Annotated in this window: 16 protein-coding genes; 9 read left to right on the top strand and 7 right to left on the bottom strand. The window is 67.5% G+C overall.

Annotation, left to right across the window (positions count from 1 at the left end; all coding sequences use genetic code 11):
* The first annotated feature begins 5 nt into the window (after window positions 1–5).
* The 4 genes from RIC54_RS06875 (at window position 6) to RIC54_RS06860 (ending at window position 3,442) form a co-directional block, all read left to right on the top strand.
* The gene (locus tag RIC54_RS06875; RefSeq protein WP_350085853.1) at window positions 6–722 is read left to right on the top strand and encodes a pyrimidine 5'-nucleotidase; all 717 of its coding nucleotides are present in this window, start codon (window positions 6–8) and stop codon (window positions 720–722) included.
* A gap of 76 nt (window positions 723–798) precedes the next feature.
* Entirely contained in the window at window positions 799–1,659 is an 861-nt protein-coding gene (gene dapD / locus RIC54_RS06870) for a 2,3,4,5-tetrahydropyridine-2,6-dicarboxylate N-succinyltransferase (protein WP_350085850.1), read from the top strand.
* 14 nt (window positions 1,660–1,673) lie between these two features.
* The gene (dapE, locus tag RIC54_RS06865; RefSeq protein ID WP_350085847.1) at window positions 1,674–2,855 is read left to right on the top strand and encodes a succinyl-diaminopimelate desuccinylase; all 1,182 of its coding nucleotides are present in this window, start codon (window positions 1,674–1,676) and stop codon (window positions 2,853–2,855) included.
* Between the two features lie 11 nt (window positions 2,856–2,866).
* On the top strand, window positions 2,867–3,442 hold the full coding sequence (locus RIC54_RS06860) for a hypothetical protein (RefSeq protein WP_350085844.1): 576 nt from the start codon (window positions 2,867–2,869) through the stop codon (window positions 3,440–3,442).
* Between the two features lie 5 nt (window positions 3,443–3,447).
* On the opposite strand, the gene truA is transcribed toward RIC54_RS06860, so the two are convergent.
* From truA to def, 3 genes are read right to left on the bottom strand one after another with little or no spacing between them, the layout of a single operon-like run.
* Window positions 3,448–4,194: a tRNA pseudouridine(38-40) synthase TruA gene (truA, locus tag RIC54_RS06855; RefSeq protein ID WP_350085841.1), complete on the bottom strand. Its 747-nt coding sequence runs from the start codon at window positions 4,192–4,194 to the stop codon at window positions 3,448–3,450.
* A 3-nt stretch (window positions 4,195–4,197) separates the two neighbouring features.
* A complete protein-coding gene (gene fmt / locus RIC54_RS06850; protein WP_502989648.1) occupies window positions 4,198–5,154 on the bottom strand; it encodes a methionyl-tRNA formyltransferase in 957 nt (318 codons plus the stop codon).
* The gene (def, locus tag RIC54_RS06845) at window positions 5,151–5,678 is read right to left on the bottom strand and encodes a peptide deformylase (protein ID WP_350085838.1); all 528 of its coding nucleotides are present in this window, start codon (window positions 5,676–5,678) and stop codon (window positions 5,151–5,153) included. The genes fmt and def overlap by 4 nt, the downstream gene beginning before the upstream one ends.
* A gap of 117 nt (window positions 5,679–5,795) precedes the next feature.
* On the opposite strand from def, the gene RIC54_RS06840 reads away from it, so the two are divergent.
* Window positions 5,796–6,980: a DNA recombination protein RmuC gene (locus tag RIC54_RS06840; protein ID WP_350085835.1), complete on the top strand. Its 1,185-nt coding sequence runs from the start codon at window positions 5,796–5,798 to the stop codon at window positions 6,978–6,980.
* On the opposite strand, the gene RIC54_RS06835 is transcribed toward RIC54_RS06840, so the two are convergent.
* The gene (locus tag RIC54_RS06835; protein WP_350085832.1) at window positions 6,977–7,729 is read right to left on the bottom strand and encodes an SDR family NAD(P)-dependent oxidoreductase; all 753 of its coding nucleotides are present in this window, start codon (window positions 7,727–7,729) and stop codon (window positions 6,977–6,979) included. The two genes, RIC54_RS06840 and RIC54_RS06835, sit on opposite strands and share 4 nt — an antisense overlap.
* 164 nt (window positions 7,730–7,893) lie before the next feature.
* Between RIC54_RS06835 and mscL the strand changes: the two genes are divergently transcribed.
* Both mscL and RIC54_RS06825 read left to right on the top strand, forming a co-directional pair.
* Entirely contained in the window at window positions 7,894–8,328 is a 435-nt protein-coding gene (mscL, locus tag RIC54_RS06830; protein ID WP_350085829.1) for a large conductance mechanosensitive channel protein MscL, read from the top strand.
* Between the two features lie 61 nt (window positions 8,329–8,389).
* Entirely contained in the window at window positions 8,390–9,178 is a 789-nt protein-coding gene (locus tag RIC54_RS06825) for a class II aldolase/adducin family protein (RefSeq protein WP_350085826.1), read from the top strand.
* A 23-nt stretch (window positions 9,179–9,201) separates the two neighbouring features.
* Here the strand turns inward: RIC54_RS06825 and RIC54_RS06820 are convergent, their stop codons facing one another.
* Complete coding sequence (locus RIC54_RS06820) at window positions 9,202–9,792, bottom strand: YqgE/AlgH family protein (RefSeq protein ID WP_350085823.1); 591 nt, start codon at window positions 9,790–9,792, stop codon at window positions 9,202–9,204.
* A gap of 160 nt (window positions 9,793–9,952) precedes the next feature.
* On the opposite strand from RIC54_RS06820, the gene RIC54_RS06815 reads away from it, so the two are divergent.
* On the top strand, window positions 9,953–12,121 hold the full coding sequence (locus tag RIC54_RS06815; protein ID WP_350085820.1) for a protein-disulfide reductase DsbD family protein: 2,169 nt from the start codon (window positions 9,953–9,955) through the stop codon (window positions 12,119–12,121).
* 97 nt (window positions 12,122–12,218) lie between these two features.
* On the top strand, window positions 12,219–12,701 hold the full coding sequence (locus tag RIC54_RS06810; RefSeq protein ID WP_350085817.1) for a peroxiredoxin: 483 nt from the start codon (window positions 12,219–12,221) through the stop codon (window positions 12,699–12,701).
* Between the two features lie 55 nt (window positions 12,702–12,756).
* Here RIC54_RS06810 and rnhA read toward each other — a convergent pair whose 3' ends face one another.
* The gene (gene rnhA / locus RIC54_RS06805) at window positions 12,757–13,221 is read right to left on the bottom strand and encodes a ribonuclease HI (protein WP_350085814.1); all 465 of its coding nucleotides are present in this window, start codon (window positions 13,219–13,221) and stop codon (window positions 12,757–12,759) included.
* Complete coding sequence (locus tag RIC54_RS06800; protein ID WP_350085811.1) at window positions 13,211–14,170, bottom strand: homoserine kinase; 960 nt, start codon at window positions 14,168–14,170, stop codon at window positions 13,211–13,213. Before RIC54_RS06800 ends, rnhA begins: the two co-directional genes overlap by 11 nt.
* Window positions 14,171–14,182: the final 12 nt, after the last annotated feature.

Genomic DNA, 14,182 nt, shown 5'->3' with positions numbered 1-14,182 from the left:
GCGGCATGAGCGTTAACACTCCATTGTCCCAGACCAATATTCGCCGCCTCGATCCGGCCTCGGTCGAAACGTGGCTGTTCGACCTGGACAACACCCTGTATCCGGCACGGTGCAACCTGTTCGTGCAGGTTTCGGCGCGGATGACCGAGTTCATCCGAGCGCACTTCAAGCTCGACCACGAGCCAGCGCGCGAGTTGCAGCGTGACCTGTTCCGTCGGCACGGCACCACCCTGCGCGGACTGATGACCGAGCACGGTGTCGCACCCGGCGCGTTTCTCGACTACGTGCACGACATCGACGTCATGGCGATCGACCCGTCGCCACGGCTCGACGACCTGCTGCGCGCCCTGCCGGGTCGCAAGCTGGTGTTCACCAACGGCTCGGTACCGCACGCCGAACGGGTGATGAACCGGCTGGGCGTGACCCATCACTTCGACTCGGTGTTCGATATCGTCGCCGCCGACTACGTTCCCAAGCCGGACCCTCGGCCGTACGCACAGCTTGTCGAGATCGCCGGAATCGACCCGACCACCGCAGTCATGGTCGAGGACATGGCGAAGAATCTGGCACCCGCCGCCGCCCTCGGGATGCAGACCGTCTGGCTGCGCACCGAGCACGATTGGGCCCGCGACGGTGCCGAGGCGAGTCATGTCCATCACGTCGCCGACGACGTCCTGGCGTTTCTGGAGACCGTGGTTGGGACCGGCCGCGACTCGCGTTGACAGCCTCCGGGTGCCCGGCCATTGTGGCGCGGATTTCTGCCTGTTCTGCACCTTTTGACAGCCGATGACGGAACCGATGAGCACGAGCCAAATGCAAGCTGTGATCGACGCCGCCTGGGAACGCCGGACCGAGGTCGGGACGGCCACCAAGGGCGAGGTACGCGACGCCGTGGAAGCGGCACTCGAGGGCCTCGACAACGGGAACCTGCGGGTCGCGACGCCGAACGGCGACCATCAGTGGACCGTCAACCAGTGGCTCAAGAAGGCCGTGCTGCTGTCGTTCAGGCTGTTCGACATGGAAGTGATCCCCGGCGGCCCGGACGATCCGGAACGCGGCCCGTCGGTCTGGTGGGACAAGGTCCCGTCCAAGTTCGCCGGCTGGGGCGAGAACCGGTTCCGGGAGGCCGGCTTCCGCGCGGTGCCGAACTGCGTGGTAAGGCGCTCCGCCCACATCGCCGCCAACGTCATCCTGATGCCGAGCTTCGTGAACGTCGGCGCCTATGTCGACACCGGCACCATGGTCGACACCTGGGCAACCGTCGGTTCCTGTGCCCAGATCGGTAAGAACTGCCACCTGTCAGGCGGGGTCGGCATCGGTGGCGTGCTGGAGCCGCTGCAGGCCGATCCGGTCATCATTGAGGACAACTGCTTCATCGGCGCCCGCAGCGAAGTGGTCGAAGGCGTGATCGTCGAGACCGGCGCGGTCCTCTCGATGGGCGTCTACCTCAGCAAGACCACCCGCATCGTGAACCGCGACACCGGCGAGGTCTCGATGGGCCGCGTGCCGGCGTACTCGGTGGTCGTACCGGGCTCCATGCCGGGCAAGCCGCTGCCGAACGGACAGCCGGGCCCGTCGCTCTACTGTGCCGTGATCGTCAAGCAGGTCGACGAGCAGACCCGCTCGAAAACCTCGATCAACGACCTCCTGCGCGACTGAGTGGAGGCTTGGCAATGCCCGAGGCCGGTAACGGAGGCGCCGACAGTACGGACGCAATCGACGCTGTCGAGTTTGCCGGCCGGTTGATTCGCTGTCCCAGCGTCACGCCGGCTGAAGGCGGGGCGATCGACGTGCTGGAGTCGGCGCTCGGCGCCCTCGGCTTCACCTGCCACCGGCTGCGGTTCGAAGAAGCCGGCACAGATCCGATCGACAACCTCTACGCCCGGATCGGCACCGGCGCGCCGCATCTCTGCTTTGCCGGACACACCGATGTTGTACCGGTCGGCGATACTGCCGCCTGGACGGTCGGGCCGTTCGATGGCGCGGTTCGGGATGGGCTGCTGTGGGGTCGAGGGGCGGCCGACATGAAGGGCGGGATCGCCGCGTTCGTGGCCGCCGCTGCCCGGGTCATCGGCGAGCACGGCGGCAATCCCCCCGGCTCGATCAGCCTGCTGATCACCGGCGACGAGGAAGGCCCGGCGGTCAACGGCACCACCAAGGTGCTGGACTGGATGGAAGCCGCCGGCGAAATCCCCGACGCCTGCGTGGTCGGCGAGCCGACCAATCCGAACGCGCTCGGCGACATGATGAAGATCGGCCGCCGCGGCAGCCTGACCGGCACGCTCACCGTGCACGGTACCCAAGGGCACGTCGCCTATCCGCACCTGGCCGATAACCCGATCCATCATCTGCTGCGCATGCTCGAGCCGTTCGCCCACGGCCAACTCGACGAAGGCACTGCACACTTCCAGCCCAGCACACTCGCAATCACCACGATCGACGTCGGCAACCCCGCCAGCAACGTGGTACCGGCCAAGGCGACTGCGGTGTTCAACATCCGCTTCAACGACGCCCACAACTCGCAGTCGCTGGAACGGATGCTGCGCGACAGCTTCGACCAGAAGGGCGCCCGCTACGAACTCAGCACATCGTGCTCGGGCGAAAGCTTCCTGACCGAGCCCGGCCGGCTGAGCACGCTGGTCGCCGACGCTGCCGAAGCCGTGGTCGGCCGGCGCCCGGAGTTGAGCACCACCGGCGGAACATCCGACGCCCGGTTCATCTGCCGGCTGTGTCCGGTGGTCGAGTTCGGCCTGGTCGGCCAGACCATGCACAAGGTGGACGAGCGGGTGGCCGTCGCCGACATCCAGTCATTGACCGACATCTACGCCGCGCTGCTGCGGCGGTTTCTCGCTTAGCCGAACCGCATATGGCATCGCCTCCCGACCGGATCGAAATTGCCACCGCCCTATACGGAGCCTGGCGGCTGATCTGCGGCGACGCCAACGGCAGCGCTTACTTCCGGGCCGGGCGGGAGGGCTTCTGGTCGGCCGCCTGGGCGATCGTCCTGGTGATCCCGGCCCACCTGTTGACCCTGGCGGTCCACATCGGCGACGGCAGCCAGCCGGCGTTCGGACTCGACGACACAATTCGCGAAGCCGAGATCCTGGCCATCGGCTGGTTCGGCTACGCGTTGCTGACGTACTACCTGCTGCAGAACTTCGGGTGGCCTGCCAGGTTCGACGGATACATGACGGCGTATTTCTGGACGACCGTCCCGCTGTCCTATGCCTACATGGCGCTGACCTTGATCCGGGCCACCGGCCTGTTGCCGTCGGCGCTGGAGAACCTGCTGGCCTTCGGCTTCCTGGCGGTGATGCTGTGGTCGCGCTGGTTCATCGCCCGCGTCGGCCTGGGCATCAAGGGTCGGGAAGCGGTGGCCGTGGTGGTGGGGACCGTGATGTTCGACTGGATGGTCGGCACGGTGCTGTCGCCGTTGCTGTAGGCCGGTCAGTCGGGATAACCGACCGCGGTCAGCGTCAGGCCGTCGGCCGGAGCGGTCGGGCCGGCCGCCACCCGGTCACGGGCCTTCAGGGCCGCGGTGACGTCGTCCGGCTTCCATTTGCCTTCCCCGACCAGCCGCAGAGTTCCCACCATGTTGCGAACCTGATGGTGCAGGAACGATCGCGCGCGGGCCTCGACGATGATCCGCTCCCCATGGCGGGACACCTGCAGTACGTCCAGGGTCTTCATGGGTGATTTCGACTGACAGTGAACCGCCCGGAAACTGGTGAAATCGTGGTGGCCGATCAGCCGCTCGGCGCCCGCCGACATGGCTTCGACGTCAAGCGGTGCCAGCACGCTCCAGGCCCGTCCCAGGTCCAGCGCCAGCGGCGCGCGCCGGTTGACGATGACGTAGCGGTATGACCGCCAGATCGCCGAGAACCGGGCGTGGAAGTCATGGCTGACCACCGATGCGGCCACCACCGCCACCGGCAGCGGCCGCAGGTGCGCGTTGATGGCGTTCATCACCGTGACGGCGTCGAACCGGTCGGTTGCAAGGTCGATGTGGGCGACCTGTCCCTCGGCGTGCACGCCGGTGTCGGTGCGCCCAGCCCCCGCGACCTCTACCCGCTGCCCCGAGAATGCGAACACGGCATCCTCGATCGCCCCCTGCACGGTCGCGCCATTGTCCTGGCGCTGCCAGCCGACGAACGGGGCACCATCGTATTCGACCGTAAGCCGGTACCGCGTCACGGCTCAGCCCACGGTGACGCCGGGCGCCACCGGGAACCCGCGCAACAGCGCCTCGGTCGGCATCGGCGCCTTTCCGGCCCGTTGGATCCGGGTCGGGCGCAGGGCATCGACGCCGCAGGCGATGGTGAGTTCGTGGTCGAGCACGGTGCCCGGCGCGTTGGCGAGCGCCCCGATCGTCAGCACCTGGGCCGACAGGACCTTGAAACGCTCGCCCCCAAGGTCGAAGAACGCGCCCGGCCACGGGTCGAAGGCACGGACCTGCCGCTCCAGATCGGCAGCCGGCCGGGCAAAGTCCAGCCGCCCCTCGTCGCGCTCCAGCTTCTTGGCGTAGGTGACGCCCTCCTCCGGCTGAGGAAACGGCGTCAGCGTTCCGGAGTCCAGGCCGGCCAACGCCGGAACGATCGCCTCGGCACCCAGCGCCGACAGCGCGTCGTGCAGTTGCGACGCCGTGGTTTCGGATCCGATCGGGACCGAGCGGCGCAGCAGCATCGCCCCGGTGTCCAGCCCCTCGTCCATCTGCATGATGGTCACGCCGGTCTCGCCGTCGCCCGCCAGAATTGCCCGCTGGATCGGCGCCGCCCCGCGCCAACGCGGCAACAGCGAGGCATGCACGTTGACGCACCCGAGACGCGGCGCCGTCAGGATTGCCGGCGGCAGGATCAGCCCGTAGGCCACCACCACCGCCGCATCCAGGTTGAGGGCACCAAACGCCGCCTGGGCATCCGGGTCGCGCAGGGTGCGCGGGGTCCGCACCTCGAGCCCGACCGCCTCTGCCGCGCTGTGCACTGCGGTTGGCCGGTCTCGCTTGCCACGTCCGGCCGGGCGCGGCGGCTGGGCATACACGCACGCCACGTCGTGGCCGGCGCTGATCAATGCATGCAGCGTCGGGACCGCAAAATCGGGGCTGCCAAGGAAGGCAACGCGCAAGGGTCGGACAGTCGGGTCCCCGCCGTCGCTCACGCCGCCTGCTCGCGGGCGCGCTGCTTCTTCGCCTTCACCATCTTCTTCATCATGATGTTGCGCTTCAGCGCCGAGATGTGATCGACGAACAGCACGCCGTCGATGTGATCGATCTCATGCTGCAGGCATACCGCCAGCAATCCCTCGCCCTCGACCACCTGTTCGGCGCCGTCGCGGTCGAGATAGCGCACCTTCACATGAGACGACCGCTCGACGTCGGCATACAGCTCGGGCAGCGACAGGCAGCCTTCCTCGTAGACCTGGGTGGCGTCGGACCGCCAGATGATCTCCGGATTGACCAGGGCGATCGGCTGCGGTTTTTCGTCCTTGCCGGCGACGTCGACCACGATCACGCGCTTGGTCACCCCGACCTGCGGTGCCGCCAGCCCCACACCCGGGGCGAAATACATGGTCTGGAACATGTCGTCGATCAGCTGGCGCACCTCGTCGTCGACCACGTCGACCGACCGGCACTTGGTTTTCAGCACAGGATCGGGTGCCCAGATGATCGGCAGGATGGCCATTGCGATTCGCCCTGTTTCGAGACCCCCTGAGGTAGGCGAAGCGGCCGGAACCGTCAAGATTTCAGCGCCTGCCGGCCGGCTCGCCACGTTCGGGACGCTACATGCTAGGTTCCGGCCATGTCCGATCTTCACCTCCCGCTGCCGCCCGACCTGATCCTGCTGATTCTCGGCGCCAGCGTCCTCGGCGCGTTGCTGCTGATCGCCTGGCGGCTGTGGACCGGCAGTTCGGGCGTGGAGGACGCGCTCGCCGACAGCGAGCATCGCCAGTCCGCGGCCGCCGAGCGGCTGGTGCAGAGCCAGGCCGAACTGGCCGGACGCCTCGCCCAGATCGCCGAAAGCCAAGCCGCCGCCCAGGCCCGGATGGCCGAGCAGTTGCAGACCCAGGAACGCGAGTTGGCGAAGAAGCTGGAGGAACGGCTGGCAGACGTGACCCGGCGGATCGGCGAGAGCCTGGAGAAATCCAGCGTCACGACCCAGACAACGATGACCGACCTGAAGGAGCGGCTGGCCGTCATCGACGTGGCCCAGAAGAACATCACCACCCTGTCGACCCAGGTGGTCGGCCTGCAGGATATCCTGACCAACAAGCAGGCGCGCGGCGCGTTCGGAGAGATCCAGCTGAACGACCTCGTGGTCCAGGCCCTGCCGCCCAGCGCCTACGCGTTCCAGGCGACCCTGGCGAGCGGACGTCGGGTCGACTGCCTGCTGACCCTGCCGAACCCGCCGGGCGCGATCGCGATCGACGCCAAGTTTCCGCTGGAATTCTACCAGGCGCTGCGCGACGCGGGATCCGACGCCGAGCGGGACGCTGCCCGGCGCGGCCTTGCGCAGGCAATCACCAAGCACGTCAAGGACATTGAAGAGCGTTACATCGTGCCGGGCGAGACCGCCGATTCAGCGCTGATGTTCCTGCCGTCGGAAGCCGTGTACGCCGAACTGCACGCCAACCTGACCTCCGTGGTGCAGGACGCGTTCCGCCGCCGGGTATGGATCGTCTCGCCCACCACCCTGATGGCCACGCTGAACACCGTTCGCGCGGTGCTGAAGGACGCCAAGATCAGCGAACAGGCCGGCCTCCTGCAGGCCGAGGTCGGGCGTCTGCTGGACGACGTGCGCCGGCTTGATGACCGGGTCGGCAAGCTGCAGACCCACTTCCGCCAGGCCGATGAGGACATGCGACAGGTGCGCATCTCCACCGAGAAGATCGACAAGCGCGCCGAACGGATTCGTGAGGTCGAAGTGGACGAGCCCGAGCGGGTGGTCGCACCGGCCGCCGAACCGCGCCTGCTGACCGGCGATTAGGTTAGAAACAGCCCGCCGTTCACATGCACGGTCTGGCCGGTGACGTAGGCGCCCTCCGGCCCGGCGAGGTAGCGGACCGCACCCGATATGTCTTCGACGCTCGCCTTGCGACCGAGCGGGATGCCGCGCTCGGCCAGCGTGCTCGGCATCGCACCGGCCGCGGCGCCACGCTGGGTGTCGACGGCGCCCGGCGCCACGCAGTTGCAGCGGATGCCGTGCGGCGCCAGTTCGACCGCCAGCGCCCTCATCAACCCTTCGAGTCCCGCCTTGGAAGCCGAAACATGGCAGCGGTTCGGCGTCCCGACATGCGTGGAGATGCCGGACAGCGCCACAATCGAACCGCCACCGCGGGCCACCATGCTCGGGACAGCCGCCCGCGCCAGCAGGAAGGCTCCGTCCAACGCAACCGACAGGATCTCGCGCCATTCGGCGTACTCCATTTCCAGGAATGAGGTCTGGCGGCGCAGGCCGGCGTTGCTGATCAGTATGTCGACGCCACCAAGCTCGGCGGCGACATGAGCGACCATCCGCTCGACCGCCGACGGATCCGAAACGTCGGCAATCTGCCCGATTGCCCGGCCGCCGGCAGCGGTGATCTCCGCCACCACCGCATCGACGGCGGCACGGTCGGCGCGGCCGTTGACCACCACGGTGGCGCCGTCGCCGGCCAGGCGCAGTGCGATCGCCCGTCCGATGTTCCGCCCGGCGCCCGTCACCAGAGCAACCTTGCCGTTCAGCGCACTCGACATTCCGCCTCTCCCCGTAAAGCTTCGCGACCGTCGGTCGACCGATCCTAGGGTGCCCCGCAGGGCGGTCCAGCGTCGAGCCTCGCACGGGGGTAGGCTCCAATGCCGTTTGGCGTTCTAATCCGACACGGGAACGCTCGGGCCCACTGTGCAACGCGAGGCTAGGCATGCTCAAAGAGTTCCGCACCTTCGCCCTGAAGGGCAACGTCGTCGATCTGGCGGTCGGCATCATCATCGGCGCTGCCTTCACCGGCATCGTCACCTCTCTGGTCAACGACGTCATCATGCCGCCGATCGGGGTGCTGATGGGCGGGATCGATTTCTCCAACTACTTCATCGTGCTCACAGGCGGCGACGCTCCGGCATCGCTGTCCGCCGCCAAGGAGGCCGGCGTTCCGGTCCTGGCCTATGGAAAGTTCATCAACGCCCTGATCAACTTCCTGATCGTGGCGTGGGCGCTGTTCTTCGTGGTCCGGCAGATGAACAACCTGCGCCGCCGGTTCGAGGCTCAGGAGGCCCAGGAGGCGAAGGCTCCGGCAACCCCGCCGCGCCAGGAGCAGCTGCTGACCGAGATCCGCGACCTGCTCAAAGCACAGTCTTGATCCCCACCATCCAACCGGTGCTACCGTCGTCCCGACCGACAGAACCCCCCAGGAGGACGCCATGTCCGTAACTGCGCTCACCGGCGCACGACGCCCGGCGAAGTATTCCGAGGAAGAATGGCGGCTGCGGGTCGAACTCGCCGCCTGCTACCGGCTGGTCGAGCATTTCGGCATGGCCGACCTCGTCTACAACCACATCACGGTACGCCTGCCCGATCCGGTCGACGGCAAGGAGGTGTTCCTGATCAACGGATTCGGCCGGCACTACACCGAGATCACCGCATCCAACCTGCTGCGCGTCGACATCGACGGAAAGGCGCTCGACCAGGACAGCTACCCGGTGAACGGACCGGGCTACGTCATCCATTCGGCGATCCACCGGGCCCGGCATGACGTCGCCTGCATCATCCATACCCACAGCCGCGCCGGTTGCGGCGTGGCGGCGCTGAAGGATGGGCTGGTCCCGCTGGACCAGCAGTCCATGCAGTTCCACAAGCGCGTCGCCTATCACGAGTTGGAAGGCATCGCCACCGACCTCGGCGAGCAGGACCGGCTGATCGCCGACCTGGGCGACCGGAACGCGATGATCCTGCGCAACCACGGACTGCTGACCTGCGGCCGCTCGGTCGCCGAGGCATTTCGGAAGATGTACTACCTGGAGCGCGCCTGCCGACTGCAGCTCGACGTCATGAGCACCGGGGGCGCCATCGCCGTCCCGCCGGAACACGTCGCCGAGCACACCGCCCAGCAGTGGGAGAAAGGCTCGGCCGGCCAGGGCACGATCGACACCATCGAGTGGCCGGCGCTGGTCCGTCTCATCGAGAAGAAAGACCCGGGTTTCGCCACCTGACGGATTGCGTCCACGCCAATGCTTCAGGCGTGGCCGGCGTCGCTGGACAGCAGGGACACGTCGATGCCCAGCTTGGCCAGGGCGCGATCCCATTTTTCGGTCAGGTCGACGCTGAACACCAATTCGGGATCGGCGTCGACTGACAGCCAGGCGTTTTCCTGAAGTTCGCCGTCCAGCTGCCCCGGTCCCCAGCCGGCATACCCCAGCGCCAGCAGGTGGCGTTGGGGACCATTGCCGGCGGCGATCGCCTTGAGGATGTCGACGGTGGCGGTCAACGCGAACGTGCCGGATAAGGGCATCGAATCCGGTCCTACATAATCGACCGAATGCAGCACGAAGCCGCGTCCGGTTTCCACCGGTCCGCCGAAATGGATGGCCGGCGCCGACTCTTCGGCCAACGGCTCCTCCTCGACTTTCAACTCCTCCAGCAGGTCCTTGAAGGTGATCGAGTCGAGCAGCCGGTTGAGCACCAGCCCCATGGCGCCTTCCGCGTTGTGGGCGCACAGGAAGATCACCGACCGGGCAAACCGCGGATCGCTCATGCTGGGCATGGCGATCAGGATCTGTCCGGTCAGATAGCCCTCGCCGTCCTTCTCGCTGTCTTCCAACGTCATGGCCGGTCCTCCTCGGGGAACGCCGTCACAACCTTCTGGGCCGCACCGCCCGCGACCATTTGTCGGGGTCGAACCGCCCGGCATCCCGTGTTCGTGACCAACAATCTAGTCCACCGTTACTATATTGGGCGGAAGGTGAGTTTCAATCTGGCTGATGAATATGGCGTTTTTGGTTCCGATGCCGATCATCCGGGCAACCCTGGGCGGTCTGGCACTTGCGGCGGTCGCTGCGATGCCGAACGGCCTGCAGGCGGCCGAGTACGCGTCGGACTGGGCCCGATCCGAAGCCGCCGATGTCCGGCTGGTCTCCGCGGTCGCCGGGACCGAAGGCCGCGACAGTGTCCCGCTCGGCCTGGAGTTCCGGCTGTCCGAGGGGTGGAAGGTCTACTGGCGATCGGCCGGTGACGTCGGCTATCCGCCCCAGGTCGAGTGGCAGGGCTCCAGCAACCTGGCCGGCACCGACACTGCCTTTCCGGTACCGGAGCGTTTCTCGGCATTCGGGATCGAGCAGTACGGCTACCACGACAATGTGGTCTACCCGATCACGGCCCGGCTCGCCGAGTCCGGCGCGCCGCTGTCGCTGACCGCCACCGTCAACGCCCTCGTGTGCAGTGACATCTGCGTTCCGCTTGACGCCATCCTGACCCTCGACCTGCCGGCCACGCCACCGAAGCCGACCGCCTTCACCCAATTGCTTGACCGCTGGTCGTCGCGGGTGCCGGGCAACCTGCCCGGTGTCGGCCTCGACGTCGTCGAGGCGCGTGCCAGCGGCGACCCGGCCAGCCCGATCCTGCTCGTGCGCCTCGCGTCCACCGAACCGTTCAACCAGCCCGACGTCTATCCCGAAGGCCCGGAAGGGCTGTCCTATGGCAAGCCGGAGATATCCGTCGGGCCGGACCGGCGTACCGCGGAGTTGCGTGTTCCGGTCGGCGTCCGAGGCGACGTGCGGCTGTCCGGCGCCGCCCTGAGGCTGACCGTAGTCGACGGCGACCGCTTCGTGGAACAGGCCGTCACGGTCGACGCATCACCGGCCGCCGGCGAACCCGTGAATGCCCCCGTTGTCGGCGTCTCGACCTGGATCGCCATGCTCGGTGCCGCCCTCCTCGGTGGGTTGATCCTGAACCTGATGCCCTGCGTGCTGCCGGTACTTTCGCTCAAGCTGCTGTCCGCGGTCAGCTATGGTGGGGCAGAGCGTGCGGCGGTGCGCCGCGGGTTCCTGGCATCGGCGGCCGGTATCCTGGCCTCGTTCCTGGCGCTGGCCGGCGGGGCCGTGGCACTGAAGGCCGCCGGTGTCTCGGTCGGCTGGGGCATGCAGTTCCAGCAACCGGTGTTCCTGGCCGCCATGGCCGCGCTGGTGGTGCTGTTCGCCGCCAATCTCTGGGGCCTGCTCGAGGTGCCGCTGCCGCGTTCGATCGCAGATCTCGGCGCCCGCCTGCCCACTGGTGGATCGTCGACTGAGAACCCCGGCGGTTCGCTGACCGGGCATTTCCTGACTGGTGCGTTCGCCACGCTGTTGGCAACCCCATGCTCGGCGCCGTTCCTCGGCACCGCGGTCGGGTTCGCGCTCGCCGGCGGACCGGCGGAGATTGTGGCGGTGTTCGCCGTCATGGGACTTGGTCTCGCCCTGCCGTATCTGGCGGTCGCAGCGGTACCGGAGCTGGCGCGAGCCCTGCCCCGTCCCGGTCCATGGATGCTGACTCTGAGACGAGTCCTGGCGGTCGCGCTGGCGGCGACTGCGGTCTGGTTGCTGACGGTGCTGGCGGCGCAGACCGGCACGATCCCGGCACTCGCCGTCGCGGGCGCCTTCGTCACCCTGGTCCTGGCACTCGCGCTTCTGCAGAACAGACGCCTTTCACTGGCGGCAAGTATGGTCGCGGTCGTGGCCGCCCTGGTGCTGGCCGGCGCATCGGAGCGCCCGTCGGCCTCCGGCACGGCCGGTCCCAAACGCGATGCGGCCGTATCCTGGCAACCCTTCGATCGACCGGCGATCGACCGTCTGGTCGCCAATGGTCAAGTAGTCCTGGTCGACGTCACCGCCGACTGGTGCCTGACCTGCAAGGTCAACAAGGCCGCCGTTCTGGGCCGTGGCCCGGTCGCCGCCCTGCTCGGCAACGGCTCGGTGACCGCGATGCGCGCCGACTGGACCAGTCCGGACCCGGCGATTGCCGACTATCTGGCCAGCTTCGGGCGCTACGGTATCCCGTTCAACGCGGTCTATGGTCCGGCGGCACCCGAGGGGATCGCGCTGCCCGAACTGCTGACGGACGATGCCGTCCTGGCGGCCGTGCGGCAGGCGAGTGCCGGTGCGGTGACGGCCCGGTTGGATTGAGCCCGCCGACGGTCTATGTAAGCACCAGCGTTTCGAAGAGGATCACCGACCGCCACCGGGGCGGAACCGGTTGTTCCTCGGCAACGGAGGCGACGCAATGAGCATCAAAGTTGGCGACAAGATTCCGGCGGCCGGCCTGAAGACCAAAACCGCCGAGGGCATCCAGGATGTGAAGACCGCCGATCTGTTCGGCGGCAAGACGGTCGTGCTGTTCGCCCTGCCGGGCGCGTTCACGCCGACCTGCTCGGCCAAGCACCTGCCGGGTTACGTCGCCAAGGCGGCCGACCTGAAGGGCAAGGGCGTTGACGCCATCGCCTGCCTGTCGGTCAACGACGCCTTCGTGATGGACGCTTGGGGCAAGGACCAGAAGGTCGGCGACAACGTCATGATGCTGGCCGACGGCAACGCCGACTTCACCAAGGCCGTCGGCCTGGAGATGGACGGCAGCGGCTACGGCATGGGCACCCGCTCCAAGCGCTACGCCATGGTCGTCGAGGACGGCGTGGTGAAGAACCTGTTCGTCGAGGAGCCGGGCCAGTTCGAGGTCTCCAGCGCCGACTACGTGCTCGGCAAGCTCTGAGACACGGCCCCACACGACATCTGGCGGGGGTGCCTTCGGGCGCCCCCGTTCCGTTTCAGCGGGCAGCTTCCCGCATCGCCGTGATCGCCATCCGGGCCAGTTCGTCGGCGCGCTCATTCTCCGGATGCCCGGCGTGGCCTTTGACCCAGTGCCAGGCGACGTCATGCGCCTTGGCGGCGGCGTCCAGGCGCTCCCACAGGTCCTGGTTCTTCACCGGCTTTTTGTCGGCGGTCTTCCAGCCGCGCGCCTTCCAGCCCTTCAGCCACTTGGTGATGCCGTCGCGCACGTAGGTGCTGTCGGTGGTCAGGTCGACCGGCACCCGCCGGTTCAGCGCCTCCAGCGCCGCGATCGCCGCCATCAGTTCCATGCGGTTGTTGGTGGTCAGCGGCTCGCCTCCCGACAACTCCTTCTCGGCACCGCGCCAGCGCATCACCGCCCCCCAGCCGCCCGGTCCGGGGTTTCCGCTGCACGCCCCGTCGGTGAAGATCGCGACCCGTTCGGCCGCCACGTCAGAGCCCATAGGCCCCGGGTCCCGAAGCGGTCTGATGGAAGCGCAGCTTCTGGTGATACTCCATGGGATCCTTCGGCTTCACGAACGCCCCTTCCGGGTGATTGAGCCAGTCGTACAGCCTTGTCAGCAGGAACCGCAGCGCCGATCCGCGGGCCAGCACCGGGATCGCCTCGCGCTCGGCCGGCGTCAGGGTGCGGACGGTCTGGTAGCCGTTCACCAGTTGGCGGGCCTTGGTAACGTTGAAGCTGCCGTCGGTCTCGAAGCACCACGCGTTCAGGCAGATCGCCAGGTCGTAGGTCAGGGCGTCGGTGCAGGCGAAGTAGAAATCGATCAGCCCCGATACCTCGTCGCCCAGGAAGAACACGTTGTCGGGGAACAAGTCGGCGTGGATCGTGCCGGTCGGCAGGCCGTCGGGCCAACTGCGCTCCAGCAGACCTAGTTCCTGGTTCAGGGCGTTGTAAAGGCCGTGGTAGATCTGGTTCGATTTCATGCCGCAGGCTTCCAGCAGCGGCCGCCAGCCCGCAACCGACAGGTTGTTGGCCCGGGTCATCGTGAAATCGGCGCCGGCGACGTGCATGGCCGCCATTGCCGCGCCCAGGGACCGGCAGTAGGCCGGCTGGATCCGGCGGTGCCACATCCCCTCAAGGAAGGTGACGATGGCCGCCGGCCGGCCGTTCAGGCTGCGCAGCGTGATACCGTCGCGCGCCGCCACCGGCTGCGGGCAGCTCAACCCCTTGGCTGCCAAATGGTCCATCAGGCCGATGAAGAACGGCAGTTCCTCCGCCTTCACGCGCTTCTCGTAGAGCGTGAGGATGTAGGTCGAACGGGTGGTCCGGACCAGGAAGTTGGAGTTCTCCACCCCTTCCGCGATCCCGGCGAACGAGGTTACCTCGCCGATGTCGTACTCCGCGAGGAAGGCCTGCAGTTCGTCGTCGGAAACCGGTGTGTAGACGGCCATGAAAGTCTCGGG

This window comes from Thalassobaculum sp., assembly GCF_040219215.1.
Classification (GTDB): Bacteria; Pseudomonadota; Alphaproteobacteria; order Thalassobaculales; family Thalassobaculaceae; genus Thalassobaculum_A.
This window is presented reverse-complemented; position numbering and strand designations above follow the sequence as displayed.

What these genes read in the sequence shown, in the direction of transcription:
- RIC54_RS06875 (WP_350085853.1), top strand. Translation starts at nt 6, where the DNA reads ATGAGCGTTAACACTCCATTGTCCCAGACCAATATTCGCCGCCTCGAT.
- dapD (WP_350085850.1), top strand. Translation starts at nt 799, where the DNA reads ATGAGCACGAGCCAAATGCAAGCTGTGATCGACGCCGCCTGGGAACGC.
- dapE (WP_350085847.1), top strand. Translation starts at nt 1,674, where the DNA reads ATGCCCGAGGCCGGTAACGGAGGCGCCGACAGTACGGACGCAATCGAC.
- RIC54_RS06860 (WP_350085844.1), top strand. Translation starts at nt 2,867, where the DNA reads ATGGCATCGCCTCCCGACCGGATCGAAATTGCCACCGCCCTATACGGA.
- def (WP_350085838.1), bottom strand. Translation starts at nt 5,678, where the DNA reads ATGGCCATCCTGCCGATCATCTGGGCACCCGATCCTGTGCTGAAAACC.
- RIC54_RS06840 (WP_350085835.1), top strand. Translation starts at nt 5,796, where the DNA reads ATGTCCGATCTTCACCTCCCGCTGCCGCCCGACCTGATCCTGCTGATT.
- RIC54_RS06835 (WP_350085832.1), bottom strand. Translation starts at nt 7,729, where the DNA reads ATGTCGAGTGCGCTGAACGGCAAGGTTGCTCTGGTGACGGGCGCCGGG.
- mscL (WP_350085829.1), top strand. Translation starts at nt 7,894, where the DNA reads ATGCTCAAAGAGTTCCGCACCTTCGCCCTGAAGGGCAACGTCGTCGAT.
- RIC54_RS06825 (WP_350085826.1), top strand. Translation starts at nt 8,390, where the DNA reads ATGTCCGTAACTGCGCTCACCGGCGCACGACGCCCGGCGAAGTATTCC.
- RIC54_RS06820 (WP_350085823.1), bottom strand. Translation starts at nt 9,792, where the DNA reads ATGACGTTGGAAGACAGCGAGAAGGACGGCGAGGGCTATCTGACCGGA.
- RIC54_RS06815 (WP_350085820.1), top strand. Translation starts at nt 9,953, where the DNA reads ATGGCGTTTTTGGTTCCGATGCCGATCATCCGGGCAACCCTGGGCGGT.
- RIC54_RS06810 (WP_350085817.1), top strand. Translation starts at nt 12,219, where the DNA reads ATGAGCATCAAAGTTGGCGACAAGATTCCGGCGGCCGGCCTGAAGACC.
- rnhA (WP_350085814.1), bottom strand. Translation starts at nt 13,221, where the DNA reads ATGGGCTCTGACGTGGCGGCCGAACGGGTCGCGATCTTCACCGACGGG.
- RIC54_RS06800 (WP_350085811.1), bottom strand. Translation starts at nt 14,170, where the DNA reads ATGGCCGTCTACACACCGGTTTCCGACGACGAACTGCAGGCCTTCCTC.